Here is a 26,567-nt window from a genome sequence, read left to right as displayed (position 1 = left end):
ACCATGAGAATCGGTGTTCCGAAGGAGATCAAGAGTCAGGAGTGCCGCGTCGCGATCACTCCGGCCGGCGTGCATCATCTGGCCCAGCGGGGCCACCAAGTCCTCATCGAGACCGGGGCGGGCGTCGGCTCGGCCATCACCGACGCGGACTACCAGCACGCCGGTGCAACCATCGTCGGCTCTGCGGCACAGGCCTGGGGTGACGCCGAACTCGTCCTCAAGGTGAAGGAACCCATCGAGCAGGAGTACGGCTACCTGCGTCCCGACCTGGTGCTGTTCACCTACCTCCACCTCGCCGCCGACCAGCCCCTGACCGACGCCCTGTTGTCGTCCGGCACGCTGTCGGTCGCCTACGAGACCGTGCAGACCGACAGCGGTGCGCTCCCGCTGCTCTCGCCGATGAGCGAGGTCGCCGGACGATTCGCCGCCGTCATCGGCTCCCAGTGCCTGCTGAAGCACAACGGCGGCGACGGCATCCTGGTGTCCGGCGTCCCCGGCGTCGCCCCCGGCAAGGTCGTCGTCATCGGAGGCGGCACGGCCGGCCACAACGCGGCGCAGATCGCCTACGGCCTGCGCGCGAATGTCACCATCCTCGACATCAACGCCGAACGGCTCGTCCAACTCGATTCCGAGTTCGGCGGCAGGGCCAGCACCATCACCTCGACCGCCTACTCCATCCAGGACGCCATCCGCGACGCCGATCTGGTCATCGGCTCCGTCCTGGTGCCGGGCGCGCGGGCACCCAAGCTCGTGACCAACGAGATGGTCGCCGCCGCCAAACCCGGCTCGGTGTTCGTCGACATCGCCGTCGACCAGGGTGGGTGCTTCGCCGACACTCATCCCACCACCCACGCGGATCCCACCTACCAGGTGCACAACAGCCTCTTCTACGCGGTGGCGAACATCCCGGGTGCCGTCCCGGTCACCTCGACCTACGCACTCACCAACGCGACCCTGCCCTACGTCACGCGTCTGGCCGACCTCGGCTGGCGGACCGCGCTCACCGGCGATCGCGCACTGGCACGGGGCCTGTCGACGGTGGCCGGCGAGCTGACCAGCGAGCCCGTCGCCACTGCCTGGGGCCACAGCTTCACTCCCGTCGAGCACGTGCTGGCGGCCTGAGCAGGCTCCGCCGGCCACCGTGCCGGATGTGTGCTCCGCCGCTCGACGGCCACAAGAGCACGCATCCGGCCGGCCGGGTGGGCACCTCCACCCCCGCCCGCCCGGCCACGCCCGACGAACCTGTCTACCGCCCTGGAAACAAAGGAGTTCCCACGTGAGTAGCCATCAACCATCCGCAACCACCACCTGCCCGGAGGAACCCGCCACTTCGAGCGAGGGCCTCCACCGCGGCCTGGGCAACCGGCACCTGCAGCTGATCGCCATCGGAGGCGCCATCGGCACAGGCCTGTTCATGGGATCCGGCAAGACGATCTCGCTCGCCGGCCCGTCGATCCTGCTCGTCTACGCCATCATCGGCACCGTCTTGTTCTTCGTGATGCGCGCCATGGGCGAGTTGCTGCTGTCGAACCTGAACTACAAGTCGTTCCGCGACATCGCGGAGGACATCCTCGGCCCCTGGGCCGGTTTCTTCGCCGGTTGGACCTACTGGTTCTGCTGGATCGTCATCGGCATCGCCGACCTGACCGCCGTGACGTCCTACGTGCAGTTCTGGTGGCCCGACGTCCCGAAGTGGCTCCCGGCCACCTGCCTGGTCCTCCTGCTCCTGGGCCTGAACCTCATCGCCGTGCGGCTGTTCGGCGAGATCGAGTTCTGGTTCGCGATGATCAAGATCGTGGCGATCATCGCCCTGATCGTCGTCGCAGTCGTCCTGATCGTCTCGGGGTTCATCTCGCCGGAAGGCCATCGGGCGACGCTGGCCAACCTCTACAACGACGGCGGGTTCTTCCCCACCGGCGGCCAGGGGTTCCTGGCCGGCTTCCAGATCGCGTTCTTCGCCTTCGTCGGCATCGAACTCGTCGGCACTGCCGCCGCCGAGACCAAGGACCCGGTCAGGACGCTGCCCAAGGCCATCAACGCCATCCCGGTGCGGGTGATGCTGTTCTACGTCTGCGCGCTGACCGCCATCATGTCGGTCACCCCGTGGCGTTCGATCAACCCGTCGGTGAGCCCGTTCGTGTCGATGTTCTCCCTGGCCGGATTCGGCGCGGCGGCCTCGGTGGTCAACTTCGTCGTCCTGACGTCGGCGGCCTCCTCGGCCAACTCCGGGATGTTCTCCACCTCCCGCATGTTGTACGGGCTGTCCCTCGACCGCAAGGCGCCGGTCGCCTTCGGGCGCCTCACCTCGCACGGCGTGCCGGCCAAGGGGCTCGTGTTCTCGTGTTCCTGCCTGCTGCCGGGTCTGGTGCTGCTGTACGTCTCCGACTCGATCGTCGGCGCGTTCACGCTTGCCACGACGGTGGCCTCGGTGCTCTTCATCTTCGTGTGGGGCGTCATCATGGTCTGCTACCTGGTGTACCGGCGTCGCAGCCCCGAACTGCACGAGGCCTCGCCCTACAAGATGCCGCTGGGCATACCGCTGACCTACGTGGTGCTGGTCTTCTTCGTCGCGATGATCGTGGTCCTGGCCTTCGAGCCCGACACCCGTGCGGCACTGATGGCCACGCCCGTCTGGTTCGTCCTGCTGGGAATCCTCTACCTGCTGCATCGCCGGTCGCATCGGGGCGCCCTCCCCGAACCGGAGCCGGCCGGCTCCGGTCATCCACTGGAGGTGGCGCTGGTGGCCGAGGGCGCGGGCCTTGCCGAGGCCGAGCCCGTGGTGGACGACGGACCCACGACCGGGACCGCCGCCGTGGTGGAAGCCGAGACGGTCGTCGAGGTACAGGCCGTCATCGAGGCGGCACGCAACCAATCCGCACGCTCCACATAGCGCGCGAGTGGACACCGCCGTTCGCACGAGCGACCATGCTCACCATGGACGATCTCGTCAGCCGGGTGCGAACGGCGGTGTCCGCCATCCCCACCGGAACGATCGCGACCTACGGCGACGTCGCGGAACTCGTCGGATGCCACGCCCGCCAGGTCGGACGGATCATGGCGGCCGAGGGGGCCGACCTGCCCTGGTGGCGTGTCACGAACGTGCGGGGCGAGTTGCCGGCCCATCTGCTGCCGGCGGCGCGGGCGCGGTGGGACGACGAGGGCATCCCCTTCGTCCCCGACGCGCCGGGCGCACGAATCGCCTCGTGCCGCGCCGATCCCTCGGCATGGGTCGCACGCCTGCCGCGCGAGTTCCCGACCGGTGGGTGAAGATGTCATCCCCGTGTCGCGTCGGCGTAGCCGATTCGTCACCATCCGCGGCAACCCTTGGTGGCGAACAACGACGAGACCGAGGGGACTCGAGATGATCATCGAGTACAGCCGCTACACCATTCCGGCCGACCGTGTCGACCAGTTCACGACCATGTGGCGCAGCGCACGCGAGCCGTTGCGCTTGTCGGGGCACGTGCTGAGCTGCGAGGTCAGCCAGTGCGTCGAAGTGCCCTCCAACTGGACCGTGCGGATCGAGTGGGACTCGCTGTCGGGCCACACCGAGGGCTTCCGGCGCGGCAGCCAGTGCGACACCTACTACCAGCTGCTGAAGCCGTTCGCCGAGTACCTCCTCGAGCACCGCCACTACGAGCAGCACATGGAGTTCGGCGACGAGGCCCTCATGCTCACCGCCTGAGGCGGTGGCCGACCTCAGCGCACGTCGCGCAGCTCGCAGACGAAGATCAGTGCCTCGTTCGGGCCGATGACCCCGGGGACGCCCCGGCGGCCGTACGCGAGGTGAGCGGGGATGACCAGCCTGCGCCGTCCACCCACCTTCATGCCGAGCACGCCGTCGTCCCATCCCTTGATGACCTGACCGATGCCGAGCCGGAAGGCCAGCGGCTCACCACGGTTGTAGGAGGCGTCGAATTCCTCGCCCGAATCGAAGCCGACGCCGACGTAATCGACGAACACGGTGGCACCGCGAGTCGCCTCCTTGCCCTCACCGACGACCTCGTCGATGATCTGCAGTTCGGCGGGGACCGGGCCGGTGGGTGGTTCGATGAAGGGCTTTTCGCTCATGCAGGCAGGTTACTGGACGCTGCCAACGTCGCGGTGCGACGACAGCCGGATGGGAATCCGGTGGGAGCCGAAGTCACCGGCCCGCTCACCGAACCGCCCGGCGATGCGCGTCCCGCAGACCGGGCAGCAACCGTGCTCGTCCAGCAGATAGGCGTCGATCGTGTACCGGTCGCGGGCCACCACGGGGGTGGAGCAGGTGGGGCAATGGGTCGTCTGACCCGCCGGGTCGTGCACGTTGCCGGTGTACACGTAGTGCAGCCCCGCCTCGTAGCCGATCAGGCGGGCCCTGGCAAGGGTGCGGGACGGCGTGGCCGGCACGTCGAGCATCCGGTGGGCCGGGTGGAACGCCGTGAAGTGCAGGGGGACGTCAGGCCCCAGTTCGCCGACGATCCACCGGCACATGGCCCTGATGTCGCTGGACGCGTCGTTGGTGCCCGGGATCAGCAGCGTGGTGAGTTCGACCCATGCGTCCGCCTCGTGCACCAGCCACATGATCGTGTCGAGCACCGGCTGCAATTCGGCTCCGGTGACGGTGCGGTAGAAGTCGTTCGAGAAGCCCTTGAGGTCGACGTTCACCGCGTCCATCACCGAGAACAGGTCGCGTCTGCCCTCGGGGCAGACATAACCCGCCGTGACCGCGATGTTCGCCAGGCCGCGCTCGCGGCAGGCCAGCGCGGTGTCGATCGCGTACTCGGCGAACACGATGGGGTCGTTGTAGGTGTAGGCGACCCCGGCGCAGCCGGACGACTCCGCAGCGCGGGCCACCTCGCCGGGGGAGGCCGCGTCCGACAGCCGTTCCATCTCGCGCGAGGTGCTGATGTCCCAGTTCTGGCAGTACTTGCAGCCCAGGTTGCAGCCCGCGGTGCCGAAGCTCAGGACGGCCGAGCCCGGCAGGAAGTGGTTGAGCGGCTTCTTCTCGATCGGGTCGATGCAGAACCCGGACGACAGTCCGTAGGTGGTCAGGACGAGCCTGCCGTCCTGGTTCGCTCGTACGAAGCAGTACCCACGCTGGCCCGGCCGCAGCCGGCACGCCCGCGGGCACAGTGTGCACTGGACGCGTCCCTCATCGTCCAGCGACCGCCAGTAACGCGCCGGGCGGTTCATCGGATCAGCCCCTCCCCTTCGACTCGTACCCGTCCGGCTCGGACCAGGCGCGGACCCCGTACCGCTCGACCACAAGTTCGTCAGGTTCCCACCATGATTCGGGGAGACCGGCTTTGCGCAGCAACTGCTCCACGAACCGGCCGGGATCGGGCAGTTTCTCCCACACCTGCGGCAGGAAGGTCGCGCGGCGACCGACCGCCCGGACGATCAGCCCGTCGGTACCCGGACGCAACCGGGCGAGGAGGTCGTCGCGGCTGGTGAAGCGCACGGGGTCGGGGGCGGTGAGCACCGAGACCTCCAGGGTCACCGCCCCGAACTCGTCGGCTCGCAACGGCGCGAACCGGGAGTCGTCGAAGGCCGCGTGCCGGGCGTTGGCCACCACGTCGTCGCCCAGCGGCCGATGCGCCAGGATCGTCCCGATGCACCCGCGCAGCCGATCACCGATGGTGAGGGTGACGAACGAGGCACCCGGTTCGTCCAGCCAGTCGGCACGTTCGACGTCCGGTGCTCGCAGACCGAGGCGCTCGGCGATCGCCCCCCGCGCCAGCGGCAGCAGGACGCGTCCCGCGTCGTCCGGGACGCTCATGCCACGTCCTCGCGCCGGGCGCCCTCGTGCCACGCGATGGACGCATAGCCCACGACCCCCGACCGGTCGCCCCTGGTGTCGCCCGAGTTGCACATGCCCAGCAGGGTGGGGCGCAGCCGATGGCCGGGTGCGGCGGCCAGCAGCCCGTTGAGGGCGCGCACCCCGCAGGCCCGCTGATCGCCGACGGGACCCTCGACCCGCAGGATGCGCGCGACGGTGTCCTGATCGAGTGAGCGGGCCTGCTCGTAGGGGTGGTAATGGGACAGGTCGGAACTGACGATCACGAGGGTCTCGGGGCCGCCCCAGCATGCGTCGAGGGCTGCGGCGGCCACCTCGGGGGGCACATCGCCGACGGCCAGCGGCACGAGGCTGAACTCGTCCAGCACACGTTGCAGGAACGGGAGTTGCACCTCGATCGCGTGCTCCTGGGCATGCACGTCGGGCCGGACGACGACCTGCGGCAGGGTCGCGATCCGCGACGTCGTCTCGCGGTCGACGGGGATCGTCCCGAGCGGGGTCACGAACGCGTCCGCGTCGGGAAGCGCGATCCCGCGGACGCCGACACGGTGGGTCGGGCAGGCCACGACCACACGCGTGATCGGCCGCTCGCCCGGATCGAGCGCGGCGAAGCCGAGCGCTGCGGTGGACCCCGAGAAGACGTATCCGGCATGGGGGCTGATCAGCGCCTTCGGCGGCGCGACGGACGACGGCACGACGCGCGGTCGCGGCACGTAATCGTCGAGGCGATCGTCGCGTGCGTGCTCGTCGAGCATGCGGTGCGCATCACCGTCATGCGCGTCGATCGGCCGATCGCCCAAATGGCGTGCCCTCGACAGCAGCGCGTCCACAGTGGCGGCGAGTCCGACCGGATCAGCAGGGTAGAACGACCCTGCGACAGCGGGCGGCCTGGTGGTCATGGGTGCTCCCCTCCCGCCCCCGAGTCTACTTTCGAGACCCGGTGACCGACAGGGGGCTAGCGGCTTCGATCCAAGATCAGATCGACCGCCTGCGGGAACGCGATGCCGATGTCGGCCGGTTCGGCGACATGGGTGGGACGCGGCAGCCCCGCGGGATAGGGGCGGCCCCGAGCGATCCACACCGACGGGAGCCCCGCCGCGGCCGCGCCCGCGATGTCGGCGTCCGGGGAGTCGCCCACCATCCAGGCTCCCTCCAGCGTGTCGCCCGCCTGCCCGGCGGCGATCCGGAAGATCTCGGGATCGGGCTTGCGGACGCCGACGCCCTCGCTCACCACCATGCCGGCCACGTGGTCGGCGAGCCCGAGCCTGGCCACCTTGCCCTCCTGTTGCGACACCTTCCCGTTGGTGACGATGAACGGGGTGTGGCCCGCCGCCGACGCGCGGTCGAGGGCCTCGACGATCCCCGGGGTCGGCTGGAGCGCAGCGAGCGTCCCGGCCCGGAGCACGGCGATGATCCCATCGCGCTCGGCAGGCGTGAGACCCAGTACCTCGGCGAGGTCGTCGGCCGCCTCACCCTTGTCGCGCAGGCCGTCGCCGTCGGCACGCACGATCTCGGCGGCCAGCCCGGGGTCGGCCTCGCCGTAGCGCTCGGTCAGGTAGGTGGTGATCCATCGGCGTAGCGAGGACGCGCGGTCGGAGATGGTGTTGTCGAGATCGACGAACAGGAGGGGCACGACTTCAGCCTATGGCACCGCTTGGCAACCTACGATGGTGCCATGTCTGAACAACGAGTGGTTGTCGTCGGAGCCGGCCTCGCAGGGACGCAGGTGGCACAGACGCTCCGCGACGAGGGTTTCAGCGGGACGATCACACTCGTGGGCGACGAGCACGGGCTGCCCTACGACCGCACGAAGCTCTCCAAGGAATACCTCCAGGGCCGGGTCGATCTGCCCGGCATCCTGCTGCATCCGGACGAGTGGTACGACGCGGAGCACCTGACGCTGTTGCGGGGCGAGACCGTCGTGGCGATCGACCGCGGTGCGAAGTCCGTCCGCCTGGCCTCGGGCGCGAGCCTCGCCTACGACTGGCTCGTCCTGGCGACCGGCGCCGCGCCGCGCCGTATCCCGTTGCTGGGAGGCGATCTGCCCGGGGTGATGGCCCTGCGTTCCCTCGGTGACTCGGACGCCCTGCGCGAATTGTTCGCCTCCGGAGGACGCCTGGCCGTCATCGGGGCGGGCTGGATCGGCCTGGAGGCGGCGGCCGCCGCCGTAGGGGCCGGGATGTCGGTGAGCGTGATCGCGCCCAACAATCAGCCCCTCGACCGCGTCCTCGGGCCCACCATCGGCGAGCACTTCGCGAACCTCCACCGCCGCAACGGGGTCGACCTCCGCCTGGGGACGACCGCGCGCGGCATCCTGGAACGCGACGGTCGCGCTGCCGGTGTCCGCACCGATGCCGGCGACGTCGAGGCCGACGCCGTGCTGGTGGCCGTCGGGGCGACGCCCCGGGTGGAGCTCGCCGAGCACGCCGGCATCGAGGTCGACAGGGGCGTGCTGACCGACGAGCACCTGGTCACCAACGATCCGGCGGTGCTCGCCGTGGGTGACATCGCCGACGCCTGGAACACGACGCTGCAGACCCGCATCCGCCGCGAGCACTGGGACAACGCCATCCGGCAGGGTGCCCTGGCAGCCGGGACCGTTCTCGGCAGGGGCGGGGTCTACGACTGGCTGCCCTACTTCTACACCGACCAGTTCGACCTGGGCATGGAGTACGTCGGCGACAGCCTCCCCACCGATGACGTGGTGGTGCGGGGGACGCTGGCCTCAGGCGAGTTCATCGCGTTCTGGTTGCGCGACGGCGTCGTCACGGCGGGCATGAACGTCAATGTCTGGGACGTCAACGAGACTCTCCGCGGGCTCGTCGGCCGGCAGGTGGATCCCGCCCGCCTGGCCGATCCGGGCGTGGACCTCTCCGAGCTGCTGACGGCGTGACCACCGCAGGACAGCTCGCGGACGACATCCGCACCGAACTCGCGGCGTCCGCGGACCCGCAACGCGCCGAGCAGGTGCAGGCCTACCTGAAGTCCACGCTGCCGTGCTACGGGGTCCCGGTTCCCAGGGTGCGCCTGATCGCGCGGCGTGCCCTCCAGGGTGCGCCCGATCTGGGCCGGGACGACTGGATCGCCGCCATCGCTGCCTTGTGGGACGGCGCCGTCCACCACGAGGAGTGCACCGCGGCGATCGAGATCGCCGATGCCCGCCGCTCGTGGGCGGCCCCCGACCTGATGCCGCTGTACCGCCACATGGCGGTCACCGGGGCGTGGTGGGATCTCGTCGACCCGCTGGCATCGCACCTGGTCGCCGAGGTCTTGCGCCGGTATCCGGACGAGTCCGCGACGATCCGCGAATGGGCGCGGGCGGACGATCCCTGGCTGCGCCGTGTCGCCGTGCTGAGCCAGGTGGCCTTCGGCCGCGACACCGACACGGACCTCCTGCGCGACGTGCTGGAGCAGAACCTGTTCGACTCGCCGTTCGGCACGGGCTTCTTCATCCGCAAGGCGGTCGGCTGGGCTCTGCGGGCGTATGTCCCCACGGACGCCGCGTGGGTGCGGGAGTTCGTCGCCGAGCACGACGATCGGCTGTCGACCCTCAGCCGGCGGGAGGCGCTCAGGCTGCTCGACTGACGGCAACCCGATGGCAACCGGGTTGCCGCAGCGTTTCCCCGCTGCGGCGGCCTCCGACCGGACCGGGTCCGAACCCCGTCTGGGTGCCCCGGCGTCACCGAACCTTGACGGCGGCGGCACAATTGTCGGAGCGTTACGGGTCCGGGCGTCGCGGCAGTTCCCGCAGCATCCGGGAGTCCCCGAACCGCACCGAACGTACGAAAGGAGTTGGCCGTGGGAGTTGCCACAGCTGTCGCTGTCCGCTCGGACCGTGAAGAGATCGCGGACCGGCTCGCCCCGCTCGGCGTGTCCTTCGGGTACTTCAACACGTCCGGACAGTGGATCGACACCCCCACCAGCACACTCGCCCGTGTGGCGGACTCGTTCGACCAGACGATGGACGACACCGAGTTCGCCGAGCCGATCGTCTGTACGCCGGGGCGCTATCATCCGGCCCTGACCGGCACGCTGATCCTCGAGGACGGCTACCACTTCCAGTGCCACGGGGTCGTCGACGTCCCCGGCTACCACATCCTCTACACGCGCGACGGGGTACGCCGGTTCGTCATCGCCGCACCCGAGCGGCTGCGGGTTCCGGACAGGTCGTGGGGATGGCAGATCCAGCTCTACGCCGCCCGGTCACGTGGCTCCTGGGGAATCGGCGACTTCCGCGATCTGGCCCTGGTGTGCAGGCTCGCCGCCGCACAGGGCGCCAGTTGCGTGCAGGTCTCGCCGGTGCACGCGATCGCCCCCATCACCCAGCCACAGCCCTCCCCGTACTCGCCGGCGTCCCGGCTCTTCCTCAACCTCCTGCACATCGCACCCGGCGAGGTGTTCGGGGCCGAGCGCGTCGACCTGTCCGATCTCGATCGGGAGGGGCGCGCGCTCAACTCGCAGCGCATGATCGACCGCAACACCGTCTGGGCGCTCAAGCGCGAGGCCCTCGCACGCATCTGGGCTGTCATCAGGGACGAGCCTGACGCCGAGTTCCGCGCCTGGGAGCTGTCCCAGGGACGCAATCTGCGGCGCTTCGCCGTCTGGTCGGCGATCACGGAGGTGCTCGGGGACGCCGACTGGCGCAGTTGGCCGGAGCCGTTGCGTCGTCCCGACTCACCGGCGGTGCGCGACTTCGCCTCCGAGCACTCCGAACTCGTCCGGTTCCACACCTGGGCGCAGTGGGTGGCCAACGTCCAGTACCGCGACGCCTGCGCGTCCGGGGTGGACGTGGTGGCCGACCTGGCCGTGGGCTTCGACGCGAGCAGCGCGGATGCCTGGGCGTTCCAGGACCTCCTGGAGTTCGACTTCGAGATCGGCGCGCCGCCCGACCACAACAACACCGAGGGCCAGCGTTGGGGGCTTCCGCCCTTCAACCCTCGCGCGCTGGCGGCAGCCGATTTCGCGCCGTTCATCGAAATGGTCCGCTCGGCTCTGCAGCACGCACGCAGCCTGCGGATCGACCACGTGATGCAGCTGTGGCGACTGTTCTGGGTGCCACGCGACGAGGACGCGGGCCAGGGCGTGTACGTCTACTACCCCGTGGACGCGCTGTTGGCGATCCTGCGGCTGGAGGCGATGCGCGGGCACGCGTGGATCGTCGGCGAGGACATGGGCACCGTCGCCGAGGGGGTGCGCGAGACCATGGCCGCGATCGGCATGCTCGGCAACCGGTCGGCCATGCGGACGGCGGTCGGTGACTTCCCCCATCTCGGTGTGGGCACGAGTTCGACCCACGACCAGGTGACCATCGCCGGCCTGCTGAGCGGCAGCGACATGGACGATCTGCGGCGCATCGGGAAGAACGCCGACTGGGCGCAGATCACCCGCACCCGCCGGAGCCTGGCCGAGTTGGCCCACCTGAATCCCGATCTGCCGCAGTCCACGCTGACCGAGGCCGACATCAAGGCGGCGGTGCTCGCCCGTTACCGCCTCCTGTCGGACGCGCAGTCCGTGGTCGTGGTGGTCAACATCGACGACGCCGCGTTGGTCGCCGAACGACCGAACATGCCCGGCACGATCGACACCTACCCGAACTGGCGCATCGCGCTGCCGAGGCCTGTCGACGACATCATGACCGCCGACGTCACCCGCGACCTCGTCCGCCTGATGAACGAGGACCGCTGAGCTCTGTCTGAGCCAGGCTCCTTTCGACAGGCTCAAGGAGCCACCCGGCGGCGATCCCCTCGTCCTCGGTGACGGGCCAGGCTCCTTTCGACAGGCTCAAGGAGCCACCCCAAACGCTGATCGGGACCGCCCCAAACGCTGGTTGAGCCTGTCGAAACCAACCCCACAACCCTGGTTGAGCCTGTCGAAACGCTGGTTGAGCCTGTCGAAACCAGTTCCTTCAACGTTGGTTGAGCCTGTCGAAACCAACCCTTCAACAGGCCACCGCTCACGCCCGCCCGACCGCCCGCAGCACGCGGAGTCCCCGGTTCAGCAGGCGCACGAAGCCCTCGGCGCCCCCTGTTGCGCTCCCGATCGGCCCGAAGGGCGTCAGCGGGACGAGCCGCTGCGTGGCCACGGTCTGGGGCTCGGTGAACCGCAGCAGACCCTCGGCCCCCTGGCGGCGCCCCATCCCGGAGGTGCCCATGCCGCCCATGGGTGCGTCGATGGACGCCAGCGCCGCCGCGTAACCCTCGTTGATGTTCACCGTGCCCGCGCGAAGCCTGCGGGCGATCCGGCGGCCGTGGGCGTGGTCGGTCGTCCAGATCGATGCGTTGAGACCCTGGGTGCCCTGATTCGCCAGTTCGACGGCCTCGTCCTCACCGTCGAACCGGTAGAGGCTCACCACCGGGCCGAACGTCTCGTCCAGGTGACAGCGCATCGCAGGGGTCACCCCTTCGAGCACGGTCGGCTCGTAGCACCAGGGGGCGAGATCGGGCCGCGGATGACCACCGCACAACACGGTGGCGCCCTTCGTCCGGGCGTCCGAGACATGGTCCTGCACCTTCGCCAGCTGCGCGGGAGAGATGAGCGTCCCCACCTGGCAGTCCCACCCCAGCCCCGGTGCGAGGACGAGGCCTGTGACCGCCGAGACGAGCCGCTCACGGAACTCGTCGTACACCCGGGCGTCCACGTAGATGCGCTCGATGTGGACGCACAGTTGCCCGGCGTTGTCGAAGCACGCCCTGGCCGCACCCTCCGCGGCGGCCTCCAGGTCGGCGTCCGCGAGGACGAGCAGGGGGTTCTTGCCGCCCAGTTCGGCGCTGATCGACGTGAGGCGGCCGGCGGTCGCGGTCGCCAACTGGCGGCCCGTCGCGGTCGACCCGGTGAACGCGATCATGTCGCAACCGGCGACCAGCTGCGGCCCCACCTCCCTGCCGGGTGCGGCGACGACCTGCCAGGCGTTCTCCGGCACGCCCGCAGCCCGCAGTAGCGCGATGCCCATGAGGGCCGTCAGCACGGTCTGCGAATCGGGCTTGTGGACGACGGTGTTGCCCGCGACCAGGGCCGCGATGCCGTCGCACAGGGCCATCGTCAGCGGGTAGTTCCACGGCGTGATGAGGCCGACGACACCCTTGGGCACGCGGTTGACGTCCACCCGAGTCAGCCCCGGGACGATTCCGGCTGCCCGGCTCGTCCGCAGCAACCGGGCCGCCCGGCGACCGTAGTAGCGGGCCGTGAGAACGAGGTGGACGAGTTCCATGTACGCGTCCATCCGCGCCTTGCCGGACTCGGCACAGATCAGGTCGAGTATCGCGTCCTGGTTGTCGAGCAACAGGTCGTGCAGCCGCAGGAGGCAGTCGGCGCGCTCCGCGACAGGCACCGCCGCCCAGCGGGGCTGGAACTCGCGTGCGGTGGTCACCGCGGCACCGATGTCGTCCGCGGAACTGCGTGGAACGGTCGCCAACGGCCTTCCCGTGAGCGGGGACTGCTCCTCGAACGTCTCCCCCGAGGTCGCGCGCAACTGCGCGGTGAGGCCGCGGACGAGGTCATCGTCGAAGCCGAGAGTCGTCGAAGTAGCTGAGGTCACATCATCGAGCGTAGTGCGCGACCCCGCCGGAACCCACCGTGTGATTGATCGTTTAAGCGCGCCGTCCCGGGCAATGCGTCCGCATGACTCACGTGAGCCACCCGCGAAGCCCCGCTCCCGGCCGGTCGCTTCCTCGGCAGACGCCCACATCTCCGGGCCAGAAATTACCGCGTGGCGCCACGAGAGGAACATATTCGCGCGTCGCGAGCCCAACCGTTATGGAAATGTTGCGCGAATCAGCCGCGATGGCCCCTCGAACGACCGACGATTGTGAGAGCGATTCGCAGAGACGACCACGTCCCGAACCTCAGCGAGGAGACAAAGATGTCACGCAACCTGGTACGAACGATCGCCGTCGCGGGCGCCACTGCCCTGACATTGAGCATGGTGGCCTGCAGCTCCGACGGAGGTGATGCCGGCGATGCGAGCAGTTCGATCGACTGTTCGGCGTTCAGCTCCTACGGAGACCTCAGCGGAACGGAGGTGAGCGTATACACAGCGATCGTGTCACCCGAGGCCGACCCCTACATCGAGTCCTTCAAGGCGTTCGAGAGCTGCACCGGCGCCACCATCGTCTACGAGGGCGACAAGGCATTCAGCGAACAGATCTCGGTGCGGGTGCAGGGCGGCAACGCGCCCGACATCGCCTTCGTCCCGCAGCCCGGCATGCTGCAGACCCTCGTCGCCACGGGTGAGGCCGTCGCGGCGCCGGCCGAGACCGAGAGCAACGTGGACGAGTACTTCTCCGAGGACTGGAAGGCCTACGGCACCGTCGACGGCACCTTCTACGCCGCCCCGCTGGGCGCGTCCGTGAAGTCGCTGGTCTGGTACTCACCCCAGGCGTTCGCCGACAACGGCTACGAGGTGCCCACGACCTGGGACGAGCTGATGACCCTCACCGAGCAGATCGCCGCCGACCACAACGACGGCCTCACCAAGCCCTGGTGTGCAGGGTTCGGTGACGGCGCGTCCACCGGATGGGTCGGCACCGACTGGATCGAGGACGTCCTGCTGCGCACCGCCGGCGGCGAGACCTACGACCAGTGGACCAGCCACGAGATCCCGTTCAACGACCCCGCGGTCGTGGATGCCTTCGACACCACCGGCGCGATCCTCAAGAACGACGACTACGTCAACGGTGGCCTCGGCGACCACAAGACCATCTCGAGCACGGCGTTCGTCGACGCCGGCCTGCCGATCCTCGACGGCACCTGCTACCTGCACCGCCAGGCCTCCTTCTACGCCAACTCGTGGCCCGAGGGAACCACCGTCGGCCCCGACGGTGACGTGTGGGCGTTCTACCTTCCGGCCACAGACCCCGACCAGGCCAAGCCGGTCGTCGGCGGCGGCGACTTCGCGCTCGCCTTCTCCGATCGTCCCGAGGTGCAGGCTTTCCAGACCTACCTGGCCAGCGCCGACTGGGCCAACGAGCGGGCGAAGGCCACGACCGCGGGTGGTGCCGTCAGCGCCAACAAGGGCCTCGACACCGACCTGCTGACCAACGAGGTCGACAAGCTGTCGGTCGAGATGCTGACCGACGACAAGACCGTCTTCCGGTTCGACGGCTCCGACCTGATGCCGAGCGCCGTGGGCGCGGGCACCTTCTGGACGGCGATGGTCGACTGGACGACCGAGGACAAGTCCTCCGAGGAGGTCACCACGCAGGTCGAGTCCACCTGGCCCGCCTGATCCGGCACAACACATCGACCGACAGCCGCAGGGTGCAGGTGGGACGAACCGCCTGCACCCGTGGCGTCCGGCCTGAGACAGGAAGGAGGTTGCCCGATGGCGGAGAAGTTCGGCCAGATGCTGCTGGCCATCGTCGTCCTCGTGGCCGTGGTGGGGGTGCTGCTCTTCCTCGCGAGCCTGGCTCGGGGGAAGCGGGGCGACGTCGTACGGTCGTTGTTCTTCGTGGGGCCCACCATCGTGCTCGTCGCAGTCGGCCTGGTGTGGCCGACGATCCTGACCATCGTCCAGTCGCTCCGCGGTGCGAGCGGCAGCGGAGCGCTCTCGTTCACGAACTTCGCGACGATCTTCACCCGCGACGACCTGCGCCAGTCCATCGGCAACACGGCGATCTGGGTGCTGCTGGTTCCACTGCTCGCGATCGCGATCGGCCTGCTGTACGCGATCATCGTCGACCGCACGCCGATCGAGGCCTTCGCGAAGACCCTGATCTTCCTGCCCATGGCCATCTCGATGGTCGGCGCATCGGTGATCTGGAAGTTCGTCTACGAGTACAAGCCGACCCTCGCACCCCAGATCGGCCTTCTCAACCAGGTGCTCAAGTCATTGGGATTCGAGACCCAGCAGTTCCTCGTCAACGGGCCGTGGAACAACCTGTTCCTCATCATCGTCATGATCTGGATCCAGGCGGGCTTCGCCATGACTGTGCTGTCGGCGGCGATCAAGGCCATCCCGGACGAGATCATCGAGGCCGCGAAGATCGACGGCGCCAGCGGCTGGTCGCTGTTCCGGTTCATCACGCTGCCGAGCATCCGCAGCACCCTGGTGATGGTGCTCACCACCATCGCGATCGCCGCGCTGAAGGTCTTCGACATCGTCCGGACGATGACCGGAGGCAACTTCGGGACGTCGGTGGTGGCGAACGACTTCTACTCGGCCAGCTTCACACAGAACCAGCCCGGGCTGGGATCGGCACTGGCCGTCCTGCTCTTCGTCCTCGTGTCGCCGATCATCATCTACAACGTCAAACAGCTGAGGGAGGCGTACTGACATGAGTGCGATGGTGCCTGTCGTCGAGGCCGGCGGACGAGCCCCGGAGCTGTCGTCCGGCGCCCGCCGACGCCGAGGGAACGGGGCCGCGACCCGTACGACCAGTTCACCGCTGGCCACCGTGGTCGCGATTCTCATCGCGACGGTGTGGACGGTGCCCACGATCGGCCTGTTGATCACCTCGTTCCGGCCGCAGCGCGACATCTCCACGAGCGGCTGGTGGACGGTGTTCGCCAACCCCGACTTCACGCTGGACAACTACGCCCAGGCACTGTCGGGCAGCGGGTCGTCGTCCATGCTCGACTTCTTCGTGAACTCGCTGGTGATCACGATCCCGAGCACGCTGTTCCCCCTGGCGATCGCCGCGCTGGCAGCGTACGGGTTCGCCTGGCTGCAGTTCCCCGGGCGCCAGTGGCTGTTCGTCGCCGTGTTCGCGCTGCAGATCGTCCCACTGCAGGTGACGCTCGTCCCGCTCATGCAGATGTACGGGGCCATCGGCATCGACGGCACCTACTGGACGGTGTGGATCTCGCACACGATCTTCGGCCTGCCGCTCGCGGTGTTCATGATGTTCAACTCCATCCGAGAGCTGCCGCCGGCCCTGATCGAGGCGGCGACCATCGACGGCGCGAACCCGGTGCAGGTCTTCCTTCGCATCGTCCTGCCGCTGGCCACGCCGGCCATCGCGTCCTACGGGATCTTCCAGTTCCTGTGGACGTGGAACGACCTGCTCGTCTCGATGGTCTTCCTGGGTGGCAGTGCCCGCGTGGCGCCGCTGACCGTGTACATCTCGCAGCTGTCCGGCAGCCGCGGCTCGGCCTGGTACCTGTTGTCGGCGGGGGCCTTCATCTCGATGGTCATCCCGGTCGTGGTGTTCCTGGTGATGCAGCGCTACTTCGTGCGCGGCCTGACCGCGGGCGCGGTCAAATAGGCAGGATAAGACGCCCGTTGAGCCTGTCGAAACGCCCGTTGAGCCCGTCGAAACGCCCTTCGACAAGCTCAGGGGACGTTAGCCGAGATGCCCGTTGAGCCCGTCGAAACGCCCGTTGAGCCCGTCGAAACGCCCGTTGAGCCTGTCGAAACGCCCGTTGAGCCTGTCGAAACGACCCTTCGACAAGCTCAGGGACCGACCGTTGAGCCTGTCGAAACGCCCTTCGACAGGCTCAGGGACCGACCGTTGAGCCTGTCGAAACGACCCTTCGACAGGCTCAGGGACCGTCTACTATGAGCGACGTGCGCCTGCTGATGATCCGACACGGGCTGACGGACAACAACGTCAACCACATCCTCGACGGGGCATACCCCGGACCCTCGCTGAACGCGGTCGGCTTCGATCAGGCGGATCGTCTCGCCGAACGCCTCGGATCGGATCCGATCGAGGCGGTGTTCGCCTCCGACATCACTCGTGCGGTGCAGACCGCGACCCCGCTCGCCGAGCGCCTGGGCCTGCCCGTCACGGCCCTCGCCGGGCTTCGGGAGATCCCCGGGGGTGATCAGGAGGGCGCCACGGACTGGACCGCCTACATGTCCATGCTCCGCACGTGGATCACCGATCCGCTGGCGAAGCTCGACGGGGGCGAGGACGCCCCCACGTTCCTGGGACGCTACGACGCCGCGATCGACGAGATCGTGTCGACCCGACGCCGCCTGGTCGCGGTGGTGAGCCACGCCGCGGCCATGGGCGTGTGGATCTCGGCGCGCGCGGTCAACGTGCGGCCGGGCGGCGCCGGGCTGCCGCCGCTCGGCAACACCGATGTCGTCGTCCTCGACCGGGTGGACGACACCTGGCGTGCCGCCAGTTGGGCCGGGACGCCACTCGACTGAGCCAGCGCCCGAGCCCGTGGGACACGGCGGGATCGCCGGCCCCGTTCATTCGGTGACCAGTGCATAGGCACTGATCCTGCGCAGCGACAGCGAATCCAGCCAGCACACCAGCGCGGCGAGCACCGTCACGACCACCGCCAACCCGAGCGGATACGTCCAAGGAAGCCAGAAACCGGCCTTCTTGATGCCCAGGCCGCTCAGCAGCGCGATCATCACCGGGTTCTGCAATGCCATCCCGGCCGCGCCGCCCAGCAGGGAGCCGATCAGCACCGCCGGCAGCTGGGTCATCGCCGTCTGGGCGGCCAGGTCGGCGCTGGTGAACCCCAGGGCCTTCAGCGTCCCGTACCGGCGCCGGCAGTGCACGATCAGCGTCGAGACCACCAGTGCCACCACGAGCACCACCACGACACCCATGAAGGCCAGGATGATGACCGACATCGCGGCGATCATCGACTGGTATCCCGACAGCTGGGTCGACAGGCTGGTCACCACGTTCTCCGTCGAGACCACGTCATCGGGGGACGCCGCGCTGAGGCGATCCAGCAGGTCCGGTATCTGTGCCGGATCGCTCACCTGCAACGAGACGGTGTCGGCCTGGTAGCCGGGGTCGAGCCGGCGCATCGCGTCGACGGTGAGGTCGAGGCTGCGTCCCATCCCGCGGCCGCTCGAGGTCTCGCCCGTGACCAGGTAGGTCGCCGTGTGCTCCGAGACCGTCAGGGCGACCTCGTCGCCGGTGCTGACGCCCAACTGGTCTGCCAGCACCGAACCCAGGACCACCTCGTCGTCCCGGCTGGGCATCCGGCCCTCGTAGGTGGCGTCGTAGCGCAGTCGTCCGAAGTCGTCGGCCACGTAGACCGACGTGTTGATGTTGTTGACGCTCAGGCCGGTCAGCTCGGACATGAATGCCTGCTCCACGCCGGGCAGCGCGGCCGCCTCGTCCCGGACGCGGTCGGCGGCCTCCGCGTCCGGCGTGACGACCTGGGCGTCGGGCATGTCGCCGACCATCATGCGGGTGAATGCCGCCGGATCACCCAGGATGTTCACCGAGAGGCTGACCGCGATCACCGACATGGCCGTGACGACCAGCATCGTGGCACCCACCAGAAGCGTCTGCGGCAACCTCACCAGTGCCTGCTTCGCACCGAGGAGCCAGTTGAGCGGCCCGGGAGTGATCGCCAGCGGCAACGGATGATGTCCGGAGCCGCGAGCCACCTCGCCGCCCCGCAGGGCGGTCAGGGTTCCCATCCGCCGCACCCGGAGTGCCGCGACGGCCGACATCACCAGCACCGCTCCCGTCAGCAAGACGACCGTCGCCAGGAAGCCGACGACGCTGAACCCGGGCTGCCACAGCAGGCCTGTCTGGTCGCTCAGCGAATCGGCCAGCGTGGGCAGCACCGCATACGACAGGCCGACCCCGACCACCGATCCGGCAGCAGCGCTCGCCGCCGAGGTCGCCACCAGCGTGGTGATCACCTGCCCGGTGGTGAACCCGGTCGCCCGAAGGACGCCCAGTTGCCGCAGCTCGCCGTCGATCGCGTTGACGGTGAGGAACCTGATGACCACCAGGGCCACCACCACGATGATGACGGCGAACGCGACCAGGGCCGCCGCGAAGATGTTGGCTCCCAGCAGGACGCCCTCGGCGAGCAGGTCGCGGCTCACGTCCCAGGCCGGGGTGACGGTGGCCCCGGGATGCGCGTTGTTGTACTCGGCCAGGTTGTCGGCCAGGACCTGCGTCGCGTCCCCGGAATCGATGGTGCGTGCCTTCACCAGGAGCATCGTGGACAACGGGCCCGGCTCCCGCAGCAGGTCGTCGAACTGCTCACCCGGCACCCCGAAGCCGACGGCACCCATGTTCGGCACCCCCATCGTCGGCAGTTCCGCGAATCCCTGCACCTGGAAGCTCAAGTCGCCCGCCGGGGACGAGAAGTCGATCTGCTGGCCCAGCGAGTAACCGCCGCCGGCGCCGTAGATGGCAGGGGCCAGGATCGGGTGGTCGAGGGGGTCGCTGGTCTGCGAGATCGTGTGCCAGCCGTCGAGCCGCGGACGAGCGTCGGAGTCGAACACGAGCGCCAGCACGGACGCGCGCTCCCCACCGAAGGTGGTGTCCACCGGCCCGGCCAGCACGGTGTCCGCCTCCAGCTCGGTGATGTCGGAATCGGCTCGGAGCTGCTCGACGAAGCGGCCGGCGGCGTCGTCGTCCGGCACCAGCGCCATGAAGTCGGAGGCATTGACCGAGGTCAGAGAGTCCTCGATGAGACGGGGATAGCCGGTCGCCATGATGATGCCGAGGTTCAGCGGCACAGCTGCCACGGCCGCCAGCAGCAGCATCGCCAGCGCCTGTCCCCTGCGGTGCCGCACGTTGCGGGCGACGAGAATCGCCAGGGCCTGCATGCGACTCACCAGCCCAGCTCGTCGAGGAACCCGGCGAGCCGCTGCTGCCTGTGGGACCAGCCGGGATCATCGCGCCCCAGGTCCAGTTCGCCCTGGACGTGCCCGTCGCGCAGATAAAGAATGCGGTTGCCACGGGCGGCGGATCGCACGTCGTGGGTGACCATCACGATGGTCTGCCCCGCGGCATTGACCTGGCTGAGCAGGTCGAGCACCCGTGTGGAGGTCTCGCTGTTCAGCTGGCCGGTGGGCTCGTCGGCGAACAGCACGTCCGGGGCGTTGATCAACCCACGGACGATGGCCGCGCGCTGGGCCTCACCGCCCGACAGCATGGTGGCCGACTTGCGCGTCTGGGCCTGCGACAGGCCGACCATCTCGAACAGTTCCTCGGCGCGCCGGCGGACGCCGCCCCGGTCGTGGCTGACCAGAAGACCGACGGCCATGACGTTGTCCATGACGCTCATGGCGTCCAGCAGATACACCTGCTGGAACACGAACCCGCAATGGGAGCGGCGGAACCGTGCCAGCCGATCCTCGCTGTAGTCGGAGATGTCGGTCCCGTCGAACTCGACCGTGCCGAGGGTGGGCCGGTCCATGCCCGACAAGGCGTACAGTAACGTCGACTTGCCGGCCCCCGAGGGGCCCATGATGACGGTGAAGTCGCCCTCCCGGATGTCCAGGTCGAGGCGATCGAGGACGTTCTGCTGGGTGCCCGTGTGAGAGAACGTCTTGGACAGGCTGTGGGTCGAGATGACGCGGCGCGATGATTCGGGGGCGTTGCTCATGGCATCACGCTAGGCACCCGCGGCTTCACCAAACGCGGGTCATGGCCCTGATTCGTCCCTGCACCCGCGGGTCAGGGTAAACGGTGCCGGACATGGAACGACCGGGACGCGGACCCTCGGCCACCGTTGCCGGCGTCCGTCCGCGTCCCGGTCGTGGCCCGGGCGATGAACCTCAGGCGGTGAGCGCCTTGTGCTGGTCGGCAGCCGGGAGCGCGGAGTTGATGGCCTCCACCGACGCCTTGGCGTCCCCGAACAGCATGTAGGTGTTGTCGTAGAAGAACAGCGGGTTCTCGACGCCCGCGTAGCCGGGCTTCATCGACCGCTTGAACACGACGACCTTCTTGGCCTCCCACACGTGGAGCACCGGCATGCCCGAGATCGGCGTCCCCGGCTCCATGGCGGTCGGGTTGACGGTGTCGTTCGCACCGATCACGAGGACGACGTCGGTCTGGTCGAACTCGTCGTTCACCTCGTCCATCTCGTAGACGATGTCGTAGGGCACGTGGGCCTCGGCGAGCAGCACGTTCATGTGACCGGGCAGGCGCCCGGCAACCGGGTGGATCGCGAAACGCACCTCGATGCCGGCGTCCGTCAGCCGTTTGGTGAGCTGCGCCACCGGGTACTGCGCCTGCGCGACGGCCATGCCGTAGCCCGGGGTGATCATCACCGAGCGGGCGTCCGCAAGCCAGGAGGCGAGCTCGTCGGCCTTGACCTCCTGGATCTCTCCCTGGGGGCCGGCCGCGGTGGTGGTCGCCTGCGTCCCGAACCCACCGAGGATGACCGAGATGAACGAGCGGTTCATGGCCTTGCACATGATGTACGACAGGATCGCACCGGACGCGCCCACGAGCGCACCGGTGATGATCAGCACGTTCATGCCGAGGCTGAAGCCGCTGAAGGCGGCGGCGAAGCCCGAGTAGCTGTTCAGCATCGAGATGACGACGGGCATGTCGGCGCCGCCGATGGCCGCGACGAGATGGAACCCGAGGAACAGGCTGAGCAGCGTGAGGAGGATCAGCGGGATCCAGCTCTGCGACGACTGGAACCAGATGCCGCAGGCGATGATGCCCACGATGCTGACAAGGTTGATCAGGTTGCGGCCCGGCAGGGTCAGCGGCTTGGAGGGGATGCGCTCCGACAGCTTGCCCCAGGCCACGATCGACCCGGTGAAGGTGACCGCGCCGATGAAGATGCCGATCCAGACCTCCGCGAGGTGGAAACCGAGATCGGACACCGAACCCGACGCCAGCTCACGCTTGGTCTCGATGAACACGTTGAACCCGATGAGCACGGCGGCGAGGCCGACGAAGCTGTGCAGCTGGGCGATCAACTGCGGCATGCCGGTCATCTCGACCCTGGTGGCCTTGTAGACACCGATCACGGCACCGATCACCATGGCGACGACGAGCATGATCGCGGGCGCCACACCGGCGATGCCGACGAAGCTCGGCATCGCCGAGTGCCAGTTGTCACCGCGCCAGCTCTCGGGCGCCCATGCGGCCACGCACGTGGCGACGACCGCGAGGAACATGCCGAGGATGCCGAAGGCGTTGCCGCGCTTGGAGGTCTCGAACTTGGCCAAACCGGCCAGCGCCAGGATGAACAGCAGACCGGCGACGATGTAGGTTGCCTGGACGAAGTTGGCGAGCATGGTGGATCACGCCTTCCTGAACATCTTGAGCATGCGCTGGGTGACGGTGAATCCACCGAAGATGTTGATGCTGGCGATCAGCACCGCGATCATGGCGATGATCTTGATCGCCCAGCTGTCACTGCCGAGCTGGCTGATCGCGCCGACCACGATGATGCCGCTGACCGCGTTCGTCACGCTCATGAGCGGTGTGTGCAGGGCCGCGGTGACGTTCCACACCACGTAGTACCCGACGACCAGGGCCAGCGCGAACACTCCGAACAGTGAGACGAAGGAGCTGGGGGCGAGGGTGAGCAGGACGATCAGGGCCACCGCGAGCACCCCGACGACGCTGAAGGCCACCCACCACGGACGCGGGGTCTTCACCTCGGCGACGACGCCCCGGGGCGCCTCCTCCTTGTCGGGCAACGGCTTGGGGGCCGCCGACACCTGGATCGGAGGCGGCGGGAAGGTTATCTCGCCGTTGCGGGTCACCGTCATGTTGCGGATGACCTCGTCGGAGAAGTCGACGACGAGGTTGCCGTCCTTCTCCGGGGTCGCGAGCTTCAGCAGGTTGACCAGGTTGGTTCCGTAGAGCTGGCTCGCCACACCGGGCAGCCGGCTCGCGAGGTCGGTGTAGCCGATGATCGTCACACCGCCGTCGGTCACGTACTTCTCGCCGGGCCTGGTCAGCTCGCAGTTGCCACCGCCCAGGGCCGCGAGATCGACGATCACGCTGCCGGGCCTCATGGCGGCGACCATCTCGGCGGTGATCAGCTTCGGCGACGGCTTGCCGGGAATGGCCGCCGTGGTGATGATGATGTCCACCTTGCGGGCCTGCTCCATGTAGAGCTCGGCGGCGCGCACGTTGTAGTCGTCCGAGGTCTCCTTGGCGTAGCCGTCGGAGCTGACACCCTGGTCGTCCGCCCCGGTGCGCACCTTCAGGAAGGTGCCGCCCATCGACTCGACCTGCTCGGCCGTCTCGGGCCGCACGTCGGTGGCGTAGACCTCGGCTCCCCGGGCGCTGGCGGCGCCGAGCGCCGCGAGGCCCGCGACACCGGTGCCGATGACGAAGACCTTCGCCGGGGGGATCTTGCCCGCCGCGGTCACCTGACCGCCGAACGTGCGCCCGAACGAATAGGACGCCTCGACGACCCCGCGATAGCCCGAGATGTTGGCCATCGAACTCAGCGCGTCCATCGACTGGGCCCGCGAGATGCGCGGCACCATGTCCATGGACATGCCCGTGACCCCCTGCTTCTGCAGGGCCTCGACGAGCGCCTCGTTCTGCCGCGGGTGCAGGAACGTGATCAGGGTCGAGCCCGGACGCATCGTCTCCAGCTCGTTCACGCTGGGCTCGTTCACCGCCAGCACGATGTCGGAGAACCAGACATCTGCATACGAGCCGATCGTGGCTCCGGCTTGCACATACCCTTCGTCCGGATACGCCGCACGAAGGCCGGCGCCAGCCTCGACCACAACCTCGTAGCCGAGCTTCACAAGTTGCGGCACCGTCACTGGCGTCGCAGCTACACGGTTCTCTCCGGGGAGGGATTCACGTGGAACACCAATCCTCATGGTGGCCAATCTATCGGGGGAGGGGCCCACGGGCACATCGGCCCCTCTATTTGGACAACACAAGCTCAAACAGGGCGCTGCCAGGTCGCGACGTATCGCCATCCGGGTACGCGCCGCCACTGCAGCCCGGGGAGCATGCGTGCCATCGTGTCGCGGGTCTGCGTCCACCCGAGGACGGGGTCCACTGTCGGCGTGCCGGGGTCCCAGGGTGTGGTCACCCGCTTGGCGAGCAGATCGCCCGGGACGTCGAGAGCCGAACGGGCGAGGTCGCCGATCCCCTTGTCCCGGGCGCTCCCGACGTCGACGAGCAGGCCACCGGGTTTGAGTACGCGGCGCATCTCCACCAGGGCCAGGTCGATGCGCGTGTGGTGCAGCATCATGACGCTGACGACCGCGTCGAAGGAGTCGTCCGGGAAGGGCAGGTTCGTCACGTCCGCGAGGATGAAGTGGGTTCCGGCCGTGTCCGGCGGCAGCACGGAGGCCTCGCGATCGACGCCGATCACCGTGTGGCCGCGGGACGCGAGGTGACGCGCGAGCGTCCCGTCGCCGCAGCCGGCGTCGAGCACCACCTCGCGTCCCTCGACGGCCTCGGCGACCGTGGGGTAATAGCGCGTGTTGTGGTTCCACTGCGCCCGGAACGGATGCGCCCGCAAGCTGTTGACGCCCATGGGCCGAGCCTACCCACCCCGCGCCCGCGGGCGGAGAGGTCGTCGGTTCGGCCGCCCATCACCTAGAGTTGACCGCGACCCGTTGCAGACAGGAGCAGAGATGGCGGATCGGCTGGACTTCCTCACCGGCGTCAGCAAGTTGCACGCCTTCTACACCGAACAGGTACGCATGCTCGCCCATGCGTACAGCCTCAGCGATGAGGACGCCGCGACGCTGCTCGACGGCTATGGGTACCACAACGTGGCACGGGCGATCCTGTACCCGCCCAAGGTCGAGGTGACGCCCTCGGACGCGCAGGAGGCGGAGGGCAACAAGTAGCGACCGGCATGGTGTTCCACGTTCCACCGGGCATCGCCGGCGTGCTGTTCGACCTGGACGACACCCTCAGCGACTACGCGTCCACGCGCGACGCCGCGGTCCTCGAGTGGACGAGCGGGATGTCCGGCTGGGAGCTGGCCCCGCGCGAGACCGCCGAGCGCTGGGAACAGTTGGAGGTGACCTGGTTCGGGCGCTACACCCGTGGCGAGCTCGACCTCACCGAACAGCGGGCCCAGCGGGTCCGTGAGTTCCTTCCCGGTGCCCGTGACTGGCCGTACGACCGGGCGATCGCGGCCTTCGACGAGTTGCGGGCGATCTACGAGTCGTCGTGGCGTCCGTTCCCGGACGCGAGGGACGCCCTGGAGCGCGCCGTCGACTCCGGGCGGCACGTGGGCGTCCTCACCAACGGGGAGACCGACTACCAGTCGCGCAAGCTCGAGAGCCTCGGCCTGGCCGATCCGCGGGTTCGCCTGTTCGCGACCGGCGACCTGCCCGCGCACAAGCCCGATCCGCGGGCATTCCTGGCTGCCTGCCAGGGGCTCGGCGTCCCGCCCTCCGAGACGCTGATGATCGGCGACAACCCGGTCACCGACGTGGCCGGGGGCGTGGCGGCGGGGCTCGTGGTCGTCCAGCTGTGCCGCAACGGGCAGGAGCCGGTCGCGCCGTATCACACGGCGTCGTTGGCGGAGGTGGAGTTCTGATGCCTGCCGAGGTGAGCATCGACCTGACCGACGACGTCGAGGCGCTCATCGTCCCGCATCGCGAGGCGATGCTGAAGGCCTATCAAGGCCTGTTCACCACGCCGTTCCCGGACGACGACACCCTGCGCGGCGAATGGCGGACGGTGCTCGCCACGAGGGACGCGCGCGCCTACCTGGCGAGGCTGGCCGGTCGTCCGGCGGGCACCGTCTCCACGTTCGTGGACGCGGGCGGCAACGGCTGGATCCAGAAGCTGTACGTGCACCCGGACGCCCAGCACCGCGGCGTCGGGCGCGCCCTGCACGACCGCATGCTCGACGACCTGCGGGAACGCGGTTGTCATGAGGCCAACCTGTGGGTGCTGGCCGCGAACTCGTCCGCCATCCGGCACTATCGGCGCTGGGGCTGGCAGCGGCTCGACTCCCCGCCGTACGCGCCCCACGGCCTGCCGGAATGGCGCTTCGTCCTGCCGCTGGGGTGAGCGACTGGTTTCGACAAGCTCAACCAGCGTGAGGACAAGCTCAATCGGCGTCCAGCCGCACCACCAACGCTCATTGAGCCCACCACCACCAACGCTCATTGAGCCCGTCGAAATGACCTCACCACCATCAACGCTCATTGAGC

24 protein-coding genes and 1 pseudogene are annotated in these 26,567 nt (G+C 68.7%); 14 read left to right on the top strand and 11 right to left on the bottom strand.

All coding sequences use genetic code 11. The annotated features are described in order from the left end of the window. Positions 1-3 precede the first annotated feature (3 nt). From ald to FB473_RS14240, 4 genes and pseudogenes are all read left to right on the top strand, one after another. Entirely contained in the window at positions 4-1,122 is a 1,119-nt protein-coding gene (gene ald / locus FB473_RS14255) for an alanine dehydrogenase (protein WP_167170104.1), read from the top strand. 154 nt (positions 1,123-1,276) lie between these two features. Beyond that, positions 1,277-2,671, top strand: a pseudogene (cycA, locus tag FB473_RS14250) (D-serine/D-alanine/glycine transporter); the annotation flags it as partial. 254 nt (positions 2,672-2,925) lie between these two features. Further along, positions 2,926-3,267: an MGMT family protein gene (locus FB473_RS14245; RefSeq protein WP_208390811.1), complete on the top strand. Its 342-nt coding sequence runs from the start codon at positions 2,926-2,928 to the stop codon at positions 3,265-3,267. 94 nt (positions 3,268-3,361) lie between these two features. Continuing rightward, positions 3,362-3,685 carry an antibiotic biosynthesis monooxygenase family protein gene (locus FB473_RS14240; protein WP_167170097.1) on the top strand — a complete coding sequence of 108 codons (324 nt, stop codon included), beginning with the start codon at positions 3,362-3,364 and terminating at the stop codon, positions 3,683-3,685. A 14-nt stretch (positions 3,686-3,699) separates the two neighbouring features. Here FB473_RS14240 and FB473_RS14235 read toward each other — a convergent pair whose 3' ends face one another. The 5 genes from FB473_RS14235 to FB473_RS14215 are packed head-to-tail and all read right to left on the bottom strand — an operon-like array spanning position 3,700 to position 7,412. Beyond that, entirely contained in the window at positions 3,700-4,071 is a 372-nt protein-coding gene (locus FB473_RS14235) for an FKBP-type peptidyl-prolyl cis-trans isomerase (RefSeq protein ID WP_167170093.1), read from the bottom strand. A 9-nt stretch (positions 4,072-4,080) separates the two neighbouring features. Continuing rightward, the gene (amrS, locus tag FB473_RS14230) at positions 4,081-5,175 is read right to left on the bottom strand and encodes an AmmeMemoRadiSam system radical SAM enzyme (protein WP_167170090.1); all 1,095 of its coding nucleotides are present in this window, start codon (positions 5,173-5,175) and stop codon (positions 4,081-4,083) included. A gap of 4 nt (positions 5,176-5,179) precedes the next feature. Then, entirely contained in the window at positions 5,180-5,761 is a 582-nt protein-coding gene (amrA, locus tag FB473_RS14225; protein ID WP_167170087.1) for an AmmeMemoRadiSam system protein A, read from the bottom strand. Then, positions 5,758-6,678, bottom strand: coding sequence for an AmmeMemoRadiSam system protein B (gene amrB / locus FB473_RS14220; RefSeq protein ID WP_167170085.1), 921 nt, complete (start codon positions 6,676-6,678; stop codon positions 5,758-5,760). The genes amrA and amrB overlap by 4 nt, the downstream gene beginning before the upstream one ends. Positions 6,679-6,734: 56 nt before the next feature. Continuing rightward, complete coding sequence (locus tag FB473_RS14215) at positions 6,735-7,412, bottom strand: HAD-IA family hydrolase (RefSeq protein WP_167170080.1); 678 nt, start codon at positions 7,410-7,412, stop codon at positions 6,735-6,737. Between the two features lie 42 nt (positions 7,413-7,454). On the opposite strand from FB473_RS14215, the gene FB473_RS14210 reads away from it, so the two are divergent. The 3 genes from FB473_RS14210 (at position 7,455) to malQ (ending at position 11,464) form a co-directional block, all read left to right on the top strand. After that, positions 7,455-8,672, top strand: a complete 1,218-nt coding sequence (locus tag FB473_RS14210) for an NAD(P)/FAD-dependent oxidoreductase (protein ID WP_167170077.1) — start codon at positions 7,455-7,457, stop codon at positions 8,670-8,672. After that, positions 8,669-9,364, top strand: a complete 696-nt coding sequence (locus FB473_RS14205) for a DNA alkylation repair protein (protein WP_167170074.1) — start codon at positions 8,669-8,671, stop codon at positions 9,362-9,364. Before FB473_RS14210 ends, FB473_RS14205 begins: the two co-directional genes overlap by 4 nt. 213 nt (positions 9,365-9,577) lie before the next feature. Then, positions 9,578-11,464, top strand: a complete 1,887-nt coding sequence (malQ, locus tag FB473_RS14200; RefSeq protein WP_341770147.1) for a 4-alpha-glucanotransferase — start codon at positions 9,578-9,580, stop codon at positions 11,462-11,464. Positions 11,465-11,732: 268 nt separating this feature from the next. On the opposite strand, the gene FB473_RS14195 is transcribed toward malQ, so the two are convergent. Beyond that, a complete protein-coding gene (locus FB473_RS14195; RefSeq protein ID WP_341770146.1) occupies positions 11,733-13,313 on the bottom strand; it encodes a succinic semialdehyde dehydrogenase in 1,581 nt (526 codons plus the stop codon). Between the two features lie 324 nt (positions 13,314-13,637). Here FB473_RS14195 and FB473_RS14190 point away from each other — a divergent pair, with 324 nt between their 5' ends. The 4 genes from FB473_RS14190 (at position 13,638) to FB473_RS14175 (ending at position 17,873) form a co-directional block, all read left to right on the top strand. After that, positions 13,638-15,002 carry an ABC transporter substrate-binding protein gene (locus FB473_RS14190; RefSeq protein WP_167170067.1) on the top strand — a complete coding sequence of 455 codons (1,365 nt, stop codon included), beginning with the start codon at positions 13,638-13,640 and terminating at the stop codon, positions 15,000-15,002. 96 nt (positions 15,003-15,098) lie between these two features. Then, the gene (locus tag FB473_RS14185) at positions 15,099-16,049 is read left to right on the top strand and encodes a carbohydrate ABC transporter permease (RefSeq protein ID WP_167170064.1); all 951 of its coding nucleotides are present in this window, start codon (positions 15,099-15,101) and stop codon (positions 16,047-16,049) included. Between the two features lies 1 nt (position 16,050). Continuing rightward, positions 16,051-16,980: a carbohydrate ABC transporter permease gene (locus FB473_RS14180; protein WP_167170060.1), complete on the top strand. Its 930-nt coding sequence runs from the start codon at positions 16,051-16,053 to the stop codon at positions 16,978-16,980. A gap of 293 nt (positions 16,981-17,273) precedes the next feature. After that, complete coding sequence (locus FB473_RS14175) at positions 17,274-17,873, top strand: histidine phosphatase family protein (protein ID WP_167170057.1); 600 nt, start codon at positions 17,274-17,276, stop codon at positions 17,871-17,873. 45 nt (positions 17,874-17,918) lie between these two features. Here FB473_RS14175 and FB473_RS14170 read toward each other — a convergent pair whose 3' ends face one another. The 5 genes from FB473_RS14170 to FB473_RS14150 all read right to left on the bottom strand — a co-directional run bounded on the left by FB473_RS14170 (position 17,919) and on the right by FB473_RS14150 (position 24,925). Next, positions 17,919-20,267: an ABC transporter permease gene (locus FB473_RS14170; RefSeq protein ID WP_243864014.1), complete on the bottom strand. Its 2,349-nt coding sequence runs from the start codon at positions 20,265-20,267 to the stop codon at positions 17,919-17,921. Between the two features lie 5 nt (positions 20,268-20,272). Continuing rightward, positions 20,273-21,049: an ABC transporter ATP-binding protein gene (locus FB473_RS14165; protein WP_167170051.1), complete on the bottom strand. Its 777-nt coding sequence runs from the start codon at positions 21,047-21,049 to the stop codon at positions 20,273-20,275. A 172-nt stretch (positions 21,050-21,221) separates the two neighbouring features. Further along, on the bottom strand, positions 21,222-22,700 hold the full coding sequence (locus tag FB473_RS14160; RefSeq protein ID WP_167170047.1) for an NAD(P)(+) transhydrogenase (Re/Si-specific) subunit beta: 1,479 nt from the start codon (positions 22,698-22,700) through the stop codon (positions 21,222-21,224). A 6-nt stretch (positions 22,701-22,706) separates the two neighbouring features. After that, the gene (locus tag FB473_RS14155; protein WP_167170044.1) at positions 22,707-24,257 is read right to left on the bottom strand and encodes a Re/Si-specific NAD(P)(+) transhydrogenase subunit alpha; all 1,551 of its coding nucleotides are present in this window, start codon (positions 24,255-24,257) and stop codon (positions 22,707-22,709) included. A gap of 65 nt (positions 24,258-24,322) precedes the next feature. After that, a complete protein-coding gene (locus FB473_RS14150; RefSeq protein ID WP_167170041.1) occupies positions 24,323-24,925 on the bottom strand; it encodes a class I SAM-dependent methyltransferase in 603 nt (200 codons plus the stop codon). A gap of 100 nt (positions 24,926-25,025) precedes the next feature. Between FB473_RS14150 and FB473_RS14145 the strand changes: the two genes are divergently transcribed. Genes FB473_RS14145 through FB473_RS14135 form a run of 3 tightly spaced genes read left to right on the top strand, consistent with a single transcriptional unit; the run spans position 25,026 to position 26,424 of the window. After that, on the top strand, positions 25,026-25,244 hold the full coding sequence (locus FB473_RS14145) for a hypothetical protein (RefSeq protein WP_167170037.1): 219 nt from the start codon (positions 25,026-25,028) through the stop codon (positions 25,242-25,244). Positions 25,245-25,252: 8 nt separating this feature from the next. Then, positions 25,253-25,945, top strand: coding sequence for an HAD family hydrolase (locus tag FB473_RS14140; RefSeq protein ID WP_167170033.1), 693 nt, complete (start codon positions 25,253-25,255; stop codon positions 25,943-25,945). After that, positions 25,945-26,424 carry a GNAT family N-acetyltransferase gene (locus FB473_RS14135; protein WP_167170029.1) on the top strand — a complete coding sequence of 160 codons (480 nt, stop codon included), beginning with the start codon at positions 25,945-25,947 and terminating at the stop codon, positions 26,422-26,424. Before FB473_RS14140 ends, FB473_RS14135 begins: the two co-directional genes overlap by 1 nt. Positions 26,425-26,567 lie beyond the last annotated feature (143 nt).

Origin of the sequence: Brooklawnia cerclae, from assembly GCF_011758645.1 — a bacterium.
Lineage (GTDB): Bacteria > Actinomycetota > Actinomycetes > Propionibacteriales > Propionibacteriaceae > Brooklawnia > Brooklawnia cerclae.
The sequence above is the reverse complement of the archived record's forward strand: the minus strand, read 5'-3'. Positions and strand labels throughout refer to the sequence as shown.